Below are 16,098 nucleotides of genomic sequence, written 5' to 3' on the forward strand. Positions count from 1 at the left end.
GTCCCTTAGCGAAGCAGGACGAGGGCCCAGAAGCCCGCCGTCAGAAGGATTGCGATAATGGGCGAGAGGATCGACCACGCCTTGTTAGTGTCGAGCTCGTAACCCGCGCCGATATCGAGGACGAAGTGACGGAGGCCGCTCATCATGTGAGTGAAGAAGGCCCAGCTGAGGCCGACCAATACAATCATGCCGATGGGCGAGCCCATGGCTTCCTGGAAGGTCGCATAGCTTGCCTCGCCGCCGGCCATCGCGCCGAGCCACCAGAGCAACACGCCGAGACCGACGATCGCCAGCCCGTCGCCGGTGATGCGGTGGAGGATCGAGACCAGCATATGCGGGCCCCATTTCCAGATTTGCAGATGCGGTGAGAGCGGGCGGTTTGCCATGCGTTTTCGTCCGTTACGGGTAATTCGTCGCGCCTCCTTAGCGAAACGGGCGCGCCAAGCAAGGCGCGCGGCCTCGACATTTGACGCAAAGTTTCGAATAGCGTGATGCATGACACGCATTCTCCTTACCGGCTCCTCGCGCGGGATCGGCGCGGCGGCCCGGACGGCGCTCGAAGCGCGCGGTGCCACGGTCATCGGCCAGGCCACTTCGAGCGACGCTACGGACACCGTGCCTGCGGACTTTACCCAGCCCTATGCACCGCAAGACCTGTGGCAGGCCGCCCTCGCCCGCGCGGGCGGTAAGATCGACGTGCTGATCAACAACGCAGGGCTGTTTTCGCCCAATCCCATCGACCGCTCGGATATCGAATGGCTCGATGGGTGGGAGGATACCATGCGAATAAACCTGACCGCCGCCGCGCAGCTCAGCCGTTTCGCAATCAAGCATTGGCGCGCACGCGGGTGCGAGGGACGCATCGTCCATGTCGCCAGCCGCGCAGGGCATCGCGGCGATTCGCCCGCCCACTGGCACTATGCCGCGAGCAAAGGCGGCATGCTGGCGATGCACAAGAGCATCGCCCGCGCCTATGCGAGCGAGAAGATCTACAGCTTCGCGATCACACCGGGCTTCACCGACACATCGATGGCAGGCGACTATCTGGAAAGCCGTGGCGGTGACGGCTTGCTGGCAGACATTCCCCTGGGCCGTGTCGCTAAGCCCGAAGAAATTGCGAAGATCATCGAATTCTGTGCACTCGACGCCCCGCCAAGCATGACCGGAGCGACACTCGATGCCAATGGGGCGAGCTATGTTCGCTAGGCACCTGACCGTTCCGCTCCTGATGGCCCTAACGGCCTGCGCCTCGACATCCGCGCAGGAGGCTGCCGATGCTTCGCCTGCGATCCCTGCCGACCAGCAGGCTTTCCTCGACACGTGCGAAGACTGGGACGGCTGGGACAAGCCCGCCCCGCCCTTCAAGATCCTCGGCAACACCTATTACGTCGGAACCTGCGGCATATCCTCAATCCTGATCACGACGGATGACGGACACGCGGTCATCGATTCTGGTACCGAGGCAGGGGCCGATCTCGTGCTCGCCAACATCCGCTCGCTTGGATTCGATCCGGCAGATGTCAAACTGCTGCTCCTCAGCCATGAGCATTTCGATCATGCCGGAGGTATGGCGAAACTACAGGCGGCAACGGGCGCTGTAATCGTGGCTTCGGAAATCGGTGTCGAAACCATGAGCACCGGCAAGGCGCATGCCGCAGACCCACAATTCGGCATGCACGAGGCCATGGAGCCGGTTATCGGCGAGGCTTACCCATGGTTCTGGGGTGATGCCCCCTATCTGATCGACTACTTCGGCATCTCACCCATTGAAACTCCGGGCCATACTCCGGGCGCGATGAGTTGGCGCTGGTCGGTTTGTGACGACAGCAGCGGTTCGGATTGCACGGACATAGTCTACGCAGACAGCCTCAGCGCGGTCAGTGCCGACAATTACAAGTTCTCCGACCATCCGGAATATGTTGTCGCCTACCGCAAAGGTCTCGAGTGGCTGCGCGAAGCCGATTGCGACCTTTTGCTGACGCCGCATCCTTCGGCGAGCGATATGCTGGAACGCATGGGCGGCGAAGCTGGCCTGATGCTGAAGGGTGGTTGCGGCTGGTATCCGGACAGAATCGAACAGCGGCTCGATGCGCGCCTCGCGAAAGAGGCAGCTGAATGAGCGCATGGAAACTCTCGGGAGAGGCACCGAAGAAGATCGTGCAAGCCGCCCTGCTCGCGCATGACGAGGCGTGGGATTTCCCGGAAGAACTGGTCGTTTCCGGACGCGAGATTGCCGAGGACAAGCCCGACGACTGGATCCTCGAGGTCTGGCTCGATCGCAAGCCGACCGCTTCGGACAAGAAGGCCGTCGTTGGGCTGTTCGCGGGCGATGCGCCCGCTCTCGCCGCCGAGAAACTTCCCGAACAGGACTGGGTGACACTCAGCCAGCAAGGAGTCGAGCCGATCCGCGCGGGCCGATTCCATGTTCGCACGCCCGAATATCCCGCCGTCCCGTCACTCGTCGATTTCGTGATCCCTGCAAGCCAGGCATTCGGGACAGGCCAGCACGAGACCACCGCCGCCTGCCTCGCCATGCTCGACCTGATGAAGCGCGAGGGACTGGTCGTGAAGAACCACGCCGACATCGGCACGGGCACCGGCCTGCTCGCCTTTGCCGCCATGCATCTCTGGCCGCATGCCAAGGCGACTGCGTCGGACATCGACCATGTCTGTGCGGGTGTGGTCGAGGATAATTGCAGGGCCAATGGTGTCGCGATGGGTGCGGGTCCCGGCGAACTCACCATGGTGATCGCGCCCGGCACCGATGACCCGCTGATCCAGGCGCGCGCGCCCTACGACCTGCTGATCGCGAATATCCTCGCCGGGCCGCTGGTCGAGCTGGCGCCCGACTTCGCCTCCGTGACTCATCCCGGTGGCAGCCTGCTTCTCGCCGGATTGTTGCAAACGCAGGAGGCCGAGGTCCGCGCGGCCTATCGCAAGCAGGGCTTCCGCCTCGCGCGGCGTGTCACCAATGGCGACTGGTCGATCCTGTGGCTGCGCAAGAGCCGGGTGCGGTGAGCCGCAGGCGCGCTTTGAAACTGCTGGGCGTTGCGCTGGCAGTGCCTATCGCCGCCGTCCTGCTCTTCCTGCTTTCCGCGTGGATCGGCAGTTCGATCCCCCGCAATGCAGACTGGGTCGAACCAGCAACGGGCATCGAGATCATGATTGGCGACAACGGCGTCCACACCGAAATCGTCATGCCGCTCATCACGCCGGTTAAGGACTGGCGCGAGACTTTCCCCGCCAGCGACCTGCCCGAGCCCTATCGCCCCTACACGCATGTCGCCGTGAGCTGGGGCGAGCGTGAGGTCTTCCTCAACACGCCGACCTGGGGCGATCTCGAGCTTTCCACCGCATTTGCGGCAGCCGTCGGCGGAGACGGGCTGATCCATGCCTCGCATTACGTCCGCCCTGCACCCGGTCCGGCAAATCGCCCGCTGAGGCTGACTGAGCAACAATATGCCCGCCTCGTCGCGGCGATCGAGGCGCAGGTCCCGCCTCCGGGCGATCGTCAGACCTACCCGGGCTACGCGCATTACGACGTCTTCTACGACGCCGCAGGCACCTATCACCTAGGCAATACCTGCAATCAGTGGACGTCCGACACGCTGGCGAGTGCCGGGGTGAAGACGGGATCGTGGGCGCCGCTGCCCGGCGGGGTGATGAAGTGGGTGGAGAAACCCGCCGAACGCTAGCTCGCGGCTGCGACGATGGCCGCCCAGCCCGCTTCGTCGATCACCTCGATCCCGAGTTCCGCGGCCTTCTTGAGCTTGCTGCCCGCACCCGGCCCTGCGACGAGCAAATCGGTCTTTGCGCTCACCGATCCGCTGGCCTTGGCACCGAGGCGCTCGGCCTGCGCCTTTGCCTCATCGCGGCTCATGGTTTCGAGCTTGCCAGTGAAGACCACCGTCTTGCCGCTGACAGGACTATCCTTTGTCTCGACGATATAGGGCGGCGGAGAGACTTCCGAGAGAAGATCGTCCCACACGGCCTTGTTGTGATCTTCGTGGAAGAAGTCGCCTAGCGCTTCGACCACCGCGCCACCGATCCCATCGATGGAAGTGAGTGCCTGTGCAGCATCCTCGTCACCGGAATGCGCGGCCTCGGCGGCCTCTCGCAAGGCCGGCAACTCGTGGAAATGCTTCATTAAATCGCGTGCCGTCACGGCGCCGACATGGCGAATACCCAGCCCGAAAAGCAGCCTCGCCGCATCTGGCTCCCGCCGCGCTTCGATGCTTTCCACAAGTTTTTCCACAGACCGCTCCTGCCAGCCTTCGAGCGCCAGGATGGCGTCACGACGCTGGTGGAGACGGAAGATATCAGCAGGGCTTTCGAGCCATCCCAATGCGAAGAATTGGTCGATGGTCTTCTCGCCCAGCCCGTCGATATCGAGCGCGCCGCGGCTGACGAAATGTTTCAGTCTTTCAGTGCGTTGTGCGGGACATATCAGACCGCCTGTGCAGCGCACATCGACCTCGCCCTCCTCCGCCACGGCCTCGCTGCCGCATTCTGGGCAGTGATCGGGGAAGTGGAAGGGCTCGCGAGGGGTCTCGCGCGTGAGGTTATCCACAAGCTGTGGAATAACGTCGCCCGCGCGCTGGACCACCACCCGGTCGCCCGGACGCACGCCAAGCCGCTCGATCTCGTCACGGTTGTGGAGTGTGACGTTGGTGACAGTCACCCCGCCTACCAGCACGGGCGCAAGGCGCCCTACGGGCGTCAGCTTGCCCGTACGACCGACCTGGATATCGATAGCCTCCAGCGTAGTCTCGGCCTGCTCGGCGGGAAACTTATGCGCCAACGCCCAGCGCGGCGCCTTGGCGACAAAGCCGAGGCGCTGCTGCCAGTCGAGGCGGTCGATTTTGTAGACGACGCCATCAATTTCATACGGAAGATCAGGGCGTTGAGAAGCGATGTTCTCATAATGCGCAAGCATGGATGCGACGTCATGCACGCGGGTGAACAGGGGCGAGATCGGCACGCCCCACGCCTCGATCTGTCGCACTACCTCTTCCTGCGTTGCGCCCGGCACCTCTGAAGCCGCCCCCCAGCCATGCGCCCAGAACTTGAGCGGACGCTTCGCCGTCACGCTGGCATCCTTTTGCCGCAGCGATCCCGCCGCCGCATTGCGCGGATTGGCGAAGAGCTTGCCGCCCGCCTCCTCCTGCGCCGCGTTGAGCGCGTGAAAGTCCGCCTTCGACATGTAGACCTCGCCCCTGATCTCGAAGACCTCGGGCACATCGCCCGTCAATTGCTGCGGGATGTCGGCGATATGCGCGATGTTGGGCGTGACATCCTCACCCACCTGCCCGTCCCCGCGCGTGGCGGCGCGGACAAGCTTGCCATGTTCGTAGCGCAGCGAGCAGGACAGGCCATCGATCTTGTCCTCTGCGGTGATCGAGACCTCTTCTCCATCGTCCAGCGAAAGGAAGCGCCGCACGCGCGCCACCCATTCCTCGACCTCCTCGGCGGAAAAGGCATTGTCGAGGCTCATCATGCGAACCTCGTGCGTCACCTTGGACAGTGGCGAAGCAGCAATTTCGTGGCCCACAACCTTCGAGGGTGAGTCCTCGCGCACAAGGTGCGGGAAGGCCGCCTCCAGTTCCGCATTACGCCGGACCAGTGCATCGAACTCCTGGTCGGAGATCTCGGGATCGTCCTTGGCGTGGTAGAGCTTGTTATGCTTCGCGATCTCGCGCGCGAGCCGCATCAACTCGTTCGCGGCATCGGCTTCAGTCATATCCGGCATTAGAGGGGATTTTCTCCGAACCGCGCGTATAGCTTGGGATACTGCCTCGCGAGTCCATCCGGATCCTCGGGGAACATCTCACCGTCCGGCTCGCGCATTGGCATCATTGCGGGTTGCGCCTCGAATTCCGATCCGCCTGTCTTCTCTTCCCAGACTTCGGTCGCCACATAAACGAGAAGCTCGAACTCCGGATACCCGTCGAAATCAGGGGGGAGCATGACCGCGATGCTGTCAGGGTCGGCGACAGCTCGCTCGTAGAAGTCCCGTCCGCGCGAAATCAGCCAGACCCTGAAATACTCAAAACCATCGTCGCTCGCGCCGCCCATAATGAGGTAGGCAGCGCCCCAGAGGTTCCAGCTGTATGATGCATTGAGAAGGCCATCGAATGTCTGCGCGAATTGCTCGATCTCGTGTGGCGGGAGCTCCCTCAAGGCCACCCTGAGGGCATCTGCTTGCGCATCCTCATCTGGATTTCCGGGACCGCTTCGTTCGATAAGGGACCAGAACTTGTCGAGGTCCGCCTCCGAAATCGCAGAAACTGGATCCTGATCCGACACTCTCGCTTCTCCTTCTACCGATTCGGCCCACAATGTGCTTGGCGCAAGGAATGCGAAAACTGCCAGCAAGGGCAGGACGAGCCTGATCCGCATACTCAAACCCCCTCCAGCAGCCGGTCCGCCTGCGCGCGCGCCTCTGGCGTGACCTCCGCGCCGGATAGCATTCTTGCGATCTCTTCCTGTCGCCCGGCGTCGTCCAGCAGGGCGACGCTGGTGCGGGTCACCGTACCGTCGCTGCTCTTCGCGATCATGTAGTGCGTCTGCCCGCGCGCGGCGACCTGCGGGCTGTGCGTGACGGCGAGCAATTGTCCTTCGCTGGCCAGCCTTGCGAGCCGCTCACCGATGGCGCTCGCCACTGCACCGCCCACACCGCGGTCGATCTCGTCAAAGATCACCGTCGCCGCCCCGCCCTGCTCTGCCAGGGCGACTTTCAGCGCCAAAATGAAGCGCGACAGCTCTCCGCCGCTGGCGATCTTGTTCAGGGGTGCAAAATCGGCGCCGGGATTGGTGGCGATCAGGAATTCCACGCTATCCATGCCGTGTGCACCCCAACGTTCTTCAGGCAATTCCGCTACTGCCGTCTTGAACCGCGCCGCATCGAGCTTGAGCGGTGCGAGTTCGCGCGCCACCGCCTCGTCGAGCCGCATGGCCGCAGCCACGCGGTTCGCATGGAGCGCCTCGGCCTCGGCCTTGTAGCGCTTGCCCGCATCGGCGGCGGCGGCTTCCAAGGCGTCAAGTTCGGCCTCGCCGCCCTCGATCGAGTCGAGCCGGCTACGCATGGAGCGCATGATTTCGGGCAATTCGTCGACCTCGCAGCGATGCTTTCGTGCAAGCGCGCGCAGTTCGAATAGCCGCGTTTCGGCCTCTTCCAGCGCGGCGGGATCGTGGACCAGTGCCTCGGCTGCCTTTTCGAGCTTTTCCTCGGCCTCGCCCGCCTCGATCACGGCACGATCAAGCGCGGCCAGCGCGTCCGCCAGCAAGGGATGCTCGGCAGCGATCCGGTCGAGCTTGCGCGCGGCCACGCGCAAGGACGCGAGCGGCGAATCCGATCCTTCCCAGAGGTGTCGCAATTCCTCGAGATCGCCCGAGAGCCGCTCACCCTTCTGCATATCGGCGCGGGTACCCGCGAGCCGCGCTTCCTCGCCAGCCTGCGGTTCGAGAGTTGTTAATTCGGCGAGATGTGCGAGCAGCAGGTCCTGGTCGAGCTTGGCCTGTTCCACCGCTTCGCGGGCTTCGGCCAGCCGCGCTTCTGTTTCGCGCCACTTGCTCCACGCCTGTTCCACCCGCGCCGTGTCCGAACCGGCGAAGCGATCGAGCAGCGCCCGGTGACCGCGCGGATTGACGAGGCCGCGGTCGTCATGCTGGCCGTGCAGTTCGACCAGCGCGCCCGCAATCTCGCGCAGCAGCGCAACGCCCACGCCCTGGTCGTTGATGAAGGCCTTGCTGCCCCCGTCCGCCTTCAGCTGGCGACGGATGATCAGCGGTTCGCCCGGCTCGATCTCGATATCGGCATCGTCGAGCGCCTCAGCCACGGCATCGGGAAGCTGCGCGAATTCGAAACTGGCCGATACGCCGGCCTTCTCCTCGCCCGCGCGCACCAATCCGCTGTCGGCACGATTGCCCAGTACGAGACCGAGCGAATCGAGCAGGATCGACTTGCCCGCCCCCGTCTCGCCCGTAAGCACGCCCAGCCCGCGCCCGAAATCGAGGTCGAGCGCCTCGATCAACACGATGTTGCGGATGGACAGGCGGGTCAGCATTTCCGGCTTTTCCTAGCCCAGCCTCACCCGCGCGTCATCCTTTCCCGCGCAGTTTCAAACAGGCGGGCTTGCCGCGCTCTTTTCCGGCTGTGCGGGCCAGTCCTCTTCCTCGCCTCCGCGGGTCTTCCACAAGGAGTAGAAAATACCCGCGGCGATGAGCCCGAAGGTCACGCCAAGGCTGATCCAGGCAGGCATTTTTCCACCATCGAGCAGGAAGTCAGTGACGAAGATCTTGCTGCCGATGAAGACGAGCACCGCGGCCAGCGCGTATTTCAGGTAATGGAAGCGGTGTATCATGGCTGCCAGCGCGAAATAGAGCGCACGCAGGCCGAGGATGGCGAAGATGTTCGACGTGTAGACGATGAAAGTGTCGGTCGTGATCGCGAAGATCGCCGGCACGCTGTCGAGCGCGAACACGAGGTCGGCGAGGTTGATCACCACCAGCGCGAGGAACAGCGGCGTTGCCGCGCGAACCAGCTTGCCGGTCTTTTCGTCGGGCACCTTCACGAAGAACTTCTGCGCATGCAGTTCCTTGGTCACGCGCATATGCGTGCTGATCCAGCGGATCACGGGGTTCTTGCCGACATCCATCGGCTCGTCCCCGGCGAAGAACATCTTGATGCCGGTCACGATCAGGAAGGCCGCGAAGAGGTAGAGCACCCAATATGCCTGCGCCAGCAGCGCCGCACCGCCGGCGATCATCAACCCGCGCAGCACGATCACTGCCATGATGCCCCACAACAGCGCGCGATACTGGTATTTCGGTGGGATCGCGAAGTATGTGAAGATCAGGCTGATGACGAAGACGTTGTCGATCGACAGCGCCTTCTCGATGAAGAAACCGGTGAAATACTCCATGCCGGACTGCTCGCCGCGGGCGAACCAGACCCAGCCGCCGAACAGAAGCGCCACGCCGATGTAGAAGACGCTGAGTTTGAGGCTTTCCCTTATGCCGAGTTCGCGGTCTTCCTTGTGCAGGATACCGAGATCGAAGGCGGTCAGCGCGATCACGATGACCAGGAAGGCGGCCCAGAACCACACGGGGGTTCCGAGCCAGTCCTGCATGATGAATTCGATCATTCGACGTAGCTTTCTTCAGGCGCTGCGGTTTCGGGCAGCGCCGTTTTGAGGAGAAGGTATCCGGCAATCGCGGCGATGGTCGAACCGCTGAGCACGCCCAGCTTGACCGCATCGACCTGTTCGGGGGTCGCAAAGGCGAGGTTGCCGATAAACAGGCTCATGGTGAAACCGATCGCAGCGAGCAGGGACAGAGCGTGGATCTGTCGCCAGTTCACCTCGTCCGGCAGGGCTGCCAGCTTCGCCTTCACGGCGAGCCAGGCGAAACCGAAGATGCCAACCTGCTTGCCGATGAGGAGGCCAAGCGCGATGCCGAGGGGCAAGGGCTCGATCAGGGCGGAAGGCTCGAGACCGACAAGGGTCACGCCGGCATTGGCAAAGCCGAAGATGGGGATCACCAGGAACGCGACCCAGGGGTGAAGCGCATGCTCCATCCGTTCCAGCGGGCCGTGATCGCTCTTCGCGTCGAGCGGGATCGTGAGCGCAGCCGCCACGCCTGCAAGTGTAGCGTGCACGCCGGACTTGAGCACGAAGGCCCACATCAGGATGGCGAGGAGGATGTAGGGAATGGTCGACTGCACCTTCGCCCGGCCGACTGCCAGCATGATCACGAAGACGACTGCGGCCGCGCCCAGCATGCCGGTGTCGAGTTCGCCCGAGTAGAACAGCGCGATAATCGCGATCGCGCCGATGTCGTCGATCACGGCGATTGCCAGCAGCAGCGCCTTGAGCGCCACGGGCACGCGCGGGCCGAGCAGCGAGAGGATACCGAGCGCAAAAGCGATGTCGGTCGCCGCCGGAATCGCCCAGCCGCGGATGTTTTCGGGACTGTCGAGATTGAGGCCGATGAAGACGAGAGCGGGAATCGCCATGCCCCCGACCGCCGCGATCAGGGGGAGTGAAGCCTTGTTCCAGCTCGACAGCTGGCCTTCGAGGACCTCGCGTTTCACTTCGAGGCCGACGAGGAAGAAGAATACCGCCATCAACCCGTCATTGATCCAAAGCAGGAGCGGCTTGTCGATGACGAAGCTGCCGATCGCGGCCACGACGGGGATGTCGAGGAACCCGGTATAGGCCGATGCGAGCGGTGAATTCGCTACCGCCAACGCAAGCGCCGCTGCGAAGATCAGAACGATGCCGCCCGCCGATTCCTTTTGCAGGAAGTCGCGCAGCATGGGTGCGATGGCTTTTACCATGGTTGAATTTCCCTCATGATTTTGGGGGTAAGCGTTCCGCGGCATGCCGGGGTTCCGGCCATGCCGCGGATTTTCGCTATTCATGCAGTCGCTTTGCGACGCAGGATCCTGTGGAGCGCGTCTTTTGCGCGCAGTTTCATCTTCTTGAGGCGCGAGATTTCCCATGGATCGGGTGCGCGCTTCTTCAATTCCATGCGCAGACGCTCGTCGATGCGCTGGTGGATCTGGGTAAGTCGAAAACTTCGGGCCGTCATCATTGTCTCCTTGATCGAGGCAAAGTCGATCGGACACCGATGGCGTGGCAAGCTGGGATGGGGAGGAAGAGGGCCCGCCAGCGCGCATCGGATGTCCGATGCGGTCCGACATCACGTGGGCTGGAAAGCGCACGCCAGAGGGGCCCGGTCCGCATTGACTAAATGCGACAGGATCGATCTGGTTTCAAGATGCTGGAAAAAATTTCCCGGCAGGCGGAAATCAGCTGGCGGTCACGCCTTCGGCATGATCCTCGATGAGCTCGAAGGCCTTCTCGTACCACTCCGTACCTGGATAATTTGCACCAAGGACCGCGGCATACTTCACCGCTTCGGGCTTGATGCCGAGCGCAAGGCTGCTCTCCACAAGGCGATAGAGCGCTTCGGGAACGTGACTGGTGGTCTGGTAATCGTCGAGCACGTTCTGGAACCGGATCTGCGCCGCGATCCACTTGCCCGAACGCTGGTAATAGCGCCCGATTTCCATTTCCTTGCCCGCAAGGTGGTCTTCGACGAGGTCGATCTTGAGGCGCGCATCGGCGGCATATTGCGTCGAGGGGAAACGACGGTTCACTTCACGCAGCGCGGTCAGCGCCTGCTCGGTGATCTTCTGGTCGCGCTGCACGTCGCTGATCTGCTCGTAATAGCTGAGCCCGATCAGGTAATAGGCATAGGGCGCGTCCTTGTTACCCGGGTGGATCGACAGGAAGCGCTGCGCCGAGGCGACAGTCTTGTTGTAATCGCCAGCGACGTAATAGCTAAACGCGCTCATCAGCTGTGCCCGGCGCGCCCAGGGCGAATAGGGGTGCTGGCGCTCGACCTCGTCGAACAGTGAGGCAGCGATGCGCGGGCGTCCACGATCGAGCAGCGACCTCGCTTCGGCATAAAGGGATTCGACATCGCGCGCGACATAGGCGGTGTCTTCGGGCCGATTGGAACCGCCCCCGCAGGCGGCGGTGAAAACGGTTGCGGCGAGAAGCGTGCCGACAGCCAGTGTGCGGCGGTTGCGCGAATTCGTGGTCATGGGGCGAGCCTATAGCCACGCCCCCGCTGAACGCCAAGTGAAGTTCGTGCAGCTTTCCCCCCGTAAGGTTTGGCCAGCGCGATCAACCGTCGCCAAGCGCCTCCGGCGCGTCCCACAACAGGTGCCGCGTATCGAGCATGACGAGGTTGTTGGCGCGCACGACATTGCCGCGCGTCTTGTAACCGAGCAATTGCTCGGCCGCCGTGTCGGGGTTGTTTGCCAGCACGCGTAGTTCTTCGGAGGTGAAATCCGAAAGGCCGCGCGCGATCTCCGTACCCTTGTTGTCATAGACATGCAGCACGTCGCCGCGGGTGAAATCGCCATCGAGCGAGAGGATGTCTTCACGCCGGATCGGACGATCGCCTTCTGCAAGCGCATCGGCCACGTCTTCACCCACCACCAGGCTCCCCGCCATCTGGAGGCGATTGGCGATCCAGCTATCCCAGCCCGACAGCGGATTGGGATGCGGCAAGATCTTGGTTGCCCTACGGCTGCCGTCGAGCACGGTTGAAAGCGGCCGGTCGGTTTCACCCTGCGCGATCCAGGTGGTGACGCCCGCTTCCTGCGCCATGTTTGCCGCCTGCAACTTGGTTTCCATTCCGCCCGTGCCCAGCGTGCTCTTGCCGCGCGTCGCTTCCATATAGGGCGCGACATCGGTCACTTCGGAGATGAACTGCGCACCCGGCTCGTCCGGATTGCGATCGTAGAGGCCATCGACGCCTGTCAGGATGATGAGATCGCTCGCCCCGACCATCTGCGCGACCTTGGCAGCGAGGCGATCATTGTCACCCACGCGAATTTCCTCGGTGGTGATCGTGTCGTTTTCGTTCACGATCGGCATGACGCCGGCCTGGAGCAGGCGATGCACCGTATTGCGCGTGTTGAGGAAGCGGCGATGGTCCTCGAAATCCCCCAGCGTCAGCAGCACCTGCGCAATTTCGAAACCGAATTCGTGGCCGACCTGCTTGTAGGCATTGAGCAGCAGCGGCATTCCGCAAGCGGCCGCCGCCTGCTTGTCGGAGATGCCCGCGCTTTCGGGCGTCTCTCCGATGATCCGCAAGCCGAGCGCGACCGAGCCCGATGAACAAAGGATCACGTTGTTACCTTGCGAGCGGAGCACGGCGACGTCTTCCAGCAGGCGCTGGAGAAAGCCGTAGCGGGGTGTCAGGAGCTCCTGATTGGCGAGGAGCGCCGAACCGATTTTGACAACAATATTGCGCTTCTTGGTCATAAAATGAAAATGCATCTGCCTTGAAATTTCTACCGCAGGATGTAGATAGGGATGGTGCAGTGCACAACCCAAATTTGAAAAATATAGAATGCAAAAGTCTTCATCAGTATTCATAGAATAAGCGATCAAGACAAAATATTTATCTATTTGATTTTGAAGACGAACGAACAATTAATCAAAACGCCCACGGGCAGGAACGGATTTCTAATATCATAAATTCTATTCTTATAGTCGGATGCGGAAAGATGGGGTCCGCATTACTGTCGCAATGGGTCAAGGGTGATGAGACCATCACCGTTGTCGATCCCATGGCCGCAGGCCTCCCTGATGGCGTCAGGCTGGTCGGCGACCGCGATCAGATCGAGGGCGAAAGCTTCGATTGCATCGTGGCAGCAATCAAACCGCAGATGATCGACGATGTAATGGCGGATTATGCCGCCAACCTAGCACCCGGCGGATACGTCCTCTCGATCGCGGCTGGATATTCCGCGGACCGCCTCTCGCGGCTCATGGGCGATGCCCCGGTCGTACGCACAATGCCCAACCTGCCCGCCGCAGTCGGCAAGGGCGTCAGCGGGTTGTGCCCAGGACCGCATGCCGGCGAAGTCCACATGGCTCATGCCGAGGCCTTCATGCGCCGCGCAGGGATAGTCATCACCGTCGAGAGCGAAGACCGGCTCGACCGGGTGACCGCTGTGGCCGGATCGGGCCCCGGCTATGTCTTCGAGATCGCCCGCGCCTATGCCGAGGCTGCCATGGCGCAAGGCTTCAGCGAAGACGAAGCACGCGAGATGGTGCTCGGCACCATCGGCGGTGCCATCGCAATGGCCAACGAGCCGGACGCGCCGATGCTCGAGGAATTGCGCAATTCGGTGACCAGCAAGGGCGGCACCACGGCTGCCGGTCTCGAAGCCCTCAATGGAGACAATGGCCTTTCCGACCGCCTGCATGCTACACTGCAGGCAGCCTATGACCGGGCGGTCGAGCTGCGCTGAGAATTGCGCCTCCCTCCCCTGAACGAACTACGATAGAGAAAAGACATGAACGACCAGACGCAAGACCCCCAGATCCACATCGCCACGCTTGGCCGCAATGCCCGAAAGGCGGCGCGCGGCCTGATGTCGGCCAGTACCGATGCCAAGAACACCGCCCTGCGCGAAGCCGCCAACGCCCTGCGCGTGGCGACGCCCGAATTGCTCGCGGCCAATGCCGAGGACGTGAAAAGCGTCGAGGGCACCAAGCCCGACAGCTTCATTGATCGCCTTCGCCTGACCGAGGACCGTATCGAGGGGATGGCAGCCGCGCTCGAACAGATCGCCGAACTGCCCGACCCCGTCGGGCGCTCGCTCGCGACCTTCGAACGCCCCAATGGTCTCAGGATCGAACGAGTTGCGGTGCCCATCGGCGTGATCGGCATGATCTACGAGAGCCGTCCCAATGTCGGCGCGGATGCCAGCGCGCTCTGCCTCAAGAGCGGCAATGCGGTGATCCTGCGCGGCGGCAGCGAGAGCCGCCATTCGACTCGCGTGATCGTCGACTGCATGCGCGCCGGACTGAAGGCTGCGGGCCTGCCCGAGGACGCCGTCCAGACCGTCGGGACCACCAGTCGCGATGCCGTTGCCGCTCTGCTCAAGGCCGATGAATTCGTCGACCTCGTAATCCCGCGCGGAGGCCGCGGCCTCGTCGAACTGGTCCGCGACCAGGCGAGCGTCCCCACCCTCCTCCACCTCGATGGCAACTGCCACAGCTATGTCCACGAAAGCGCCGATCTCGATAAGGCTGCTGCAGTGATCCACAATGCCAAGCTGCGGCGTACCGGCATTTGCGGCGCGACCGAGAGCATCGTGGTGGACCGAGCGGTCGCCGAACAGTTCATCCCGATCCTCGTGCGCATCATGGGCGAGGATTGCGAATTGCGCGGCGACGAGGAATCGGTCGCGATCAACAGCTCGATCACACAGGCGACCGAGGCCGACTGGGACACCGAATATCTCGACACGATCGCCAGCGTGAAGGTGGTCGGCGGGCTCGATGAAGCCATCGCCTGGGTGGAAGAGCACAGCTCGCATCACACCGACGCGATCATGGCGGAGGACGAGGAGGCGGCGCGCCGATTCCTGACCGGCATCGACAGCGCCATCGTGATGCACAATGCCTCCACGCAGTTCGCCGACGGCGGCGAATTCGGCATGGGCGCCGAAATCGGCATCGCCACCGGCAAGATGCACGCCCGCGGCCCGGTGGGGCTTGAGCAGCTGTGCAGCTTCAAATACCTGGTGCACGGTAACGGGCAGATGCGTCCCTGATGTGTCTTGGCGAGACAATTGTCCGCCACGCCTTTCCTTTTCGTGCTTAGCCCATTAGCCAATTCCCTCAGGTTTCAGGGGGAACTGGGCTGATGTCCGACGTGAACATCGAATTCGTGACTATCGATTCAATCGATACGGATTCCGATATCGCGCGGCAGATCGAGACGGTGGTTCGGCAAGCGCTCGGCCTCGACCAACCGCTGGAGAAGACCCTTCGTCAGATCAATTTCGGTGATGGCGGCACGGTTATCGTCTTGGGCAAGGTCGGTGATGATCTTGCTACGATGAATGCCTTCATGGGCCACCCTTTCAGCAATGGGAAAGACAAGTTCACCGCTTATCAGTCGGGCTTCAGTGCGACGGCCAATGACTATCGGGGAAAAGGTCTGTGGCCGAAAATGCTGGTGGCTAGCGAAGCCATGCTGGCGGAGCGTGGTGGGCGGTTTATTTTCGGCTTTCCCAATCCGGTTTCGCACCCCCTGTTCGTCAACAAGCTTGGCTACGTGACGCAGAACATGATGCGCACCGTGCTCCCATCTCTCGCCGCCGCCCTGCTGCGCCACGAACCAGACGCGGATCGCTACAGGCCCGATGTGAGAGCGACCTATCGCTGGAAACAGGCAAACAGCGAAGAATTCCTTGTAAGCCATGAGTATCAAGACGCCTTCCTGTTCGGTCGGATGAGTGCGGCAAGGGGTGTGAGATACCTCGACATAGGCGCGGTAGACTTCGGCACGTGCGATCCGCGAGATGTCGTCAGGGCAGCTTGCAAGGCAACCGGGGCGCATCTGTTCCGCCTAGAGGTTTCCCAGGGCTCGCGCCTCGCATCCACTACTCCGCTCATGCGGCAATCCCGGCCGGTAATCTTCAAGCCGCTCGGCGGGCAAGCCCTGCCTTCGAAAGTGGACATCTTCGGCGGCCTTGCCGACACCTATTGATCGGTG

16 protein-coding genes are annotated in these 16,098 nt (G+C 62.5%); 7 read left to right on the plus strand and 9 right to left on the minus strand.

The annotated features are described in order from the left end of the window. Window positions 1-5: 5 nt before the first annotated feature. Complete coding sequence (sdhC, locus tag K3146_RS04905; protein ID WP_221545046.1) at window positions 6-386, minus strand: succinate dehydrogenase, cytochrome b556 subunit; 381 nt, start codon at window positions 384-386, stop codon at window positions 6-8. 109 nt (window positions 387-495) lie between these two features. Between sdhC and K3146_RS04910 the strand changes: the two genes are divergently transcribed. The 4 genes from K3146_RS04910 to K3146_RS04925 are packed head-to-tail and all read left to right on the plus strand — an operon-like array spanning window position 496 to window position 3,695. Then, window positions 496-1,206, plus strand: coding sequence for an SDR family NAD(P)-dependent oxidoreductase (locus K3146_RS04910; RefSeq protein ID WP_221545047.1), 711 nt, complete (start codon window positions 496-498; stop codon window positions 1,204-1,206). Then, window positions 1,196-2,119: an MBL fold metallo-hydrolase gene (locus tag K3146_RS04915; protein WP_221545048.1), complete on the plus strand. Its 924-nt coding sequence runs from the start codon at window positions 1,196-1,198 to the stop codon at window positions 2,117-2,119. The genes K3146_RS04910 and K3146_RS04915 overlap by 11 nt, the downstream gene beginning before the upstream one ends. Then, entirely contained in the window at window positions 2,116-3,018 is a 903-nt protein-coding gene (locus K3146_RS04920; protein WP_221545049.1) for a 50S ribosomal protein L11 methyltransferase, read from the plus strand. The genes K3146_RS04915 and K3146_RS04920 overlap by 4 nt, the downstream gene beginning before the upstream one ends. Further along, complete coding sequence (locus tag K3146_RS04925; RefSeq protein ID WP_345723743.1) at window positions 3,015-3,695, plus strand: DUF2459 domain-containing protein; 681 nt, start codon at window positions 3,015-3,017, stop codon at window positions 3,693-3,695. The genes K3146_RS04920 and K3146_RS04925 overlap by 4 nt, the downstream gene beginning before the upstream one ends. Here K3146_RS04925 and ligA read toward each other — a convergent pair. The 8 genes from ligA to proB form a co-directional block, all read right to left on the minus strand. Continuing rightward, window positions 3,692-5,749, minus strand: coding sequence for an NAD-dependent DNA ligase LigA (ligA, locus tag K3146_RS04930; RefSeq protein ID WP_221545050.1), 2,058 nt, complete (start codon window positions 5,747-5,749; stop codon window positions 3,692-3,694). The genes K3146_RS04925 and ligA overlap by 4 nt on opposite strands. Beyond that, on the minus strand, window positions 5,749-6,399 hold the full coding sequence (locus tag K3146_RS04935; protein ID WP_221545051.1) for a DUF4240 domain-containing protein: 651 nt from the start codon (window positions 6,397-6,399) through the stop codon (window positions 5,749-5,751). Before K3146_RS04935 ends, ligA begins: the two co-directional genes overlap by 1 nt. Before the next feature lie 2 nt (window positions 6,400-6,401). Further along, window positions 6,402-8,066, minus strand: a complete 1,665-nt coding sequence (gene recN, locus K3146_RS04940; RefSeq protein WP_221545052.1) for a DNA repair protein RecN — start codon at window positions 8,064-8,066, stop codon at window positions 6,402-6,404. Between the two features lie 54 nt (window positions 8,067-8,120). Next, the gene (locus K3146_RS04945) at window positions 8,121-9,143 is read right to left on the minus strand and encodes a TerC family protein (RefSeq protein ID WP_221545232.1); all 1,023 of its coding nucleotides are present in this window, start codon (window positions 9,141-9,143) and stop codon (window positions 8,121-8,123) included. Beyond that, entirely contained in the window at window positions 9,143-10,339 is a 1,197-nt protein-coding gene (nhaA, locus tag K3146_RS04950; RefSeq protein ID WP_221545053.1) for a Na+/H+ antiporter NhaA, read from the minus strand. Before nhaA ends, K3146_RS04945 begins: the two co-directional genes overlap by 1 nt. A gap of 80 nt (window positions 10,340-10,419) precedes the next feature. Next, window positions 10,420-10,593 (minus strand): HP1242/YdcH family protein, encoded by a 174-nt coding sequence (locus K3146_RS04955; protein WP_221545054.1) that lies wholly within the window; start codon window positions 10,591-10,593, stop codon window positions 10,420-10,422. A gap of 220 nt (window positions 10,594-10,813) precedes the next feature. After that, a complete protein-coding gene (locus tag K3146_RS04960) occupies window positions 10,814-11,614 on the minus strand; it encodes an outer membrane protein assembly factor BamD (RefSeq protein WP_221545055.1) in 801 nt (266 codons plus the stop codon). An 82-nt stretch (window positions 11,615-11,696) separates the two neighbouring features. After that, window positions 11,697-12,845 carry a glutamate 5-kinase gene (gene proB, locus K3146_RS04965; RefSeq protein ID WP_221545056.1) on the minus strand — a complete coding sequence of 383 codons (1,149 nt, stop codon included), beginning with the start codon at window positions 12,843-12,845 and terminating at the stop codon, window positions 11,697-11,699. 227 nt (window positions 12,846-13,072) lie between these two features. Between proB and K3146_RS13615 the strand changes: the two genes are divergently transcribed. The 3 genes from K3146_RS13615 to K3146_RS04980 all read left to right on the plus strand — a co-directional run bounded on the left by K3146_RS13615 (window position 13,073) and on the right by K3146_RS04980 (window position 16,092). Continuing rightward, window positions 13,073-13,840: a pyrroline-5-carboxylate reductase family protein gene (locus K3146_RS13615; protein WP_345723808.1), complete on the plus strand. Its 768-nt coding sequence runs from the start codon at window positions 13,073-13,075 to the stop codon at window positions 13,838-13,840. A 45-nt stretch (window positions 13,841-13,885) separates the two neighbouring features. Next, complete coding sequence (locus K3146_RS04975; RefSeq protein WP_221545058.1) at window positions 13,886-15,151, plus strand: glutamate-5-semialdehyde dehydrogenase; 1,266 nt, start codon at window positions 13,886-13,888, stop codon at window positions 15,149-15,151. A 92-nt stretch (window positions 15,152-15,243) separates the two neighbouring features. Further along, window positions 15,244-16,092 carry a GNAT family protein gene (locus K3146_RS04980; RefSeq protein WP_221545059.1) on the plus strand — a complete coding sequence of 283 codons (849 nt, stop codon included), beginning with the start codon at window positions 15,244-15,246 and terminating at the stop codon, window positions 16,090-16,092. Window positions 16,093-16,098 lie beyond the last annotated feature (6 nt).

Origin of the sequence: Qipengyuania vesicularis, assembly GCF_019711415.1 — a bacterium.
Lineage (GTDB): Bacteria > Pseudomonadota > Alphaproteobacteria > Sphingomonadales > Sphingomonadaceae > Qipengyuania > Qipengyuania vesicularis.

Excerpts from the sequence above, each read along its gene's own strand:
- recN (WP_221545052.1), bottom strand. The coding sequence starts at position 8,066 with ATGCTGACCCGCCTGTCCATCCGCAACATCGTGTTGATCGAGGCGCTC.
- proB (WP_221545056.1), bottom strand. The coding sequence starts at position 12,845 with ATGACCAAGAAGCGCAATATTGTTGTCAAAATCGGTTCGGCGCTCCTC.
- K3146_RS04975 (WP_221545058.1), top strand. The coding sequence starts at position 13,886 with ATGAACGACCAGACGCAAGACCCCCAGATCCACATCGCCACGCTTGGC.
- sdhC (WP_221545046.1), bottom strand. The coding sequence starts at position 386 with ATGGCAAACCGCCCGCTCTCACCGCATCTGCAAATCTGGAAATGGGGC.
- K3146_RS04960 (WP_221545055.1), bottom strand. The coding sequence starts at position 11,614 with ATGACCACGAATTCGCGCAACCGCCGCACACTGGCTGTCGGCACGCTT.
- K3146_RS04910 (WP_221545047.1), top strand. The coding sequence starts at position 496 with ATGACACGCATTCTCCTTACCGGCTCCTCGCGCGGGATCGGCGCGGCG.
- K3146_RS04915 (WP_221545048.1), top strand. The coding sequence starts at position 1,196 with ATGTTCGCTAGGCACCTGACCGTTCCGCTCCTGATGGCCCTAACGGCC.
- ligA (WP_221545050.1), bottom strand. The coding sequence starts at position 5,749 with ATGCCGGATATGACTGAAGCCGATGCCGCGAACGAGTTGATGCGGCTC.
- nhaA (WP_221545053.1), bottom strand. The coding sequence starts at position 10,339 with ATGGTAAAAGCCATCGCACCCATGCTGCGCGACTTCCTGCAAAAGGAA.
- K3146_RS04955 (WP_221545054.1), bottom strand. The coding sequence starts at position 10,593 with ATGACGGCCCGAAGTTTTCGACTTACCCAGATCCACCAGCGCATCGAC.
- K3146_RS04935 (WP_221545051.1), bottom strand. The coding sequence starts at position 6,399 with ATGCGGATCAGGCTCGTCCTGCCCTTGCTGGCAGTTTTCGCATTCCTT.
- K3146_RS04920 (WP_221545049.1), top strand. The coding sequence starts at position 2,116 with ATGAGCGCATGGAAACTCTCGGGAGAGGCACCGAAGAAGATCGTGCAA.
- K3146_RS04980 (WP_221545059.1), top strand. The coding sequence starts at position 15,244 with ATGTCCGACGTGAACATCGAATTCGTGACTATCGATTCAATCGATACG.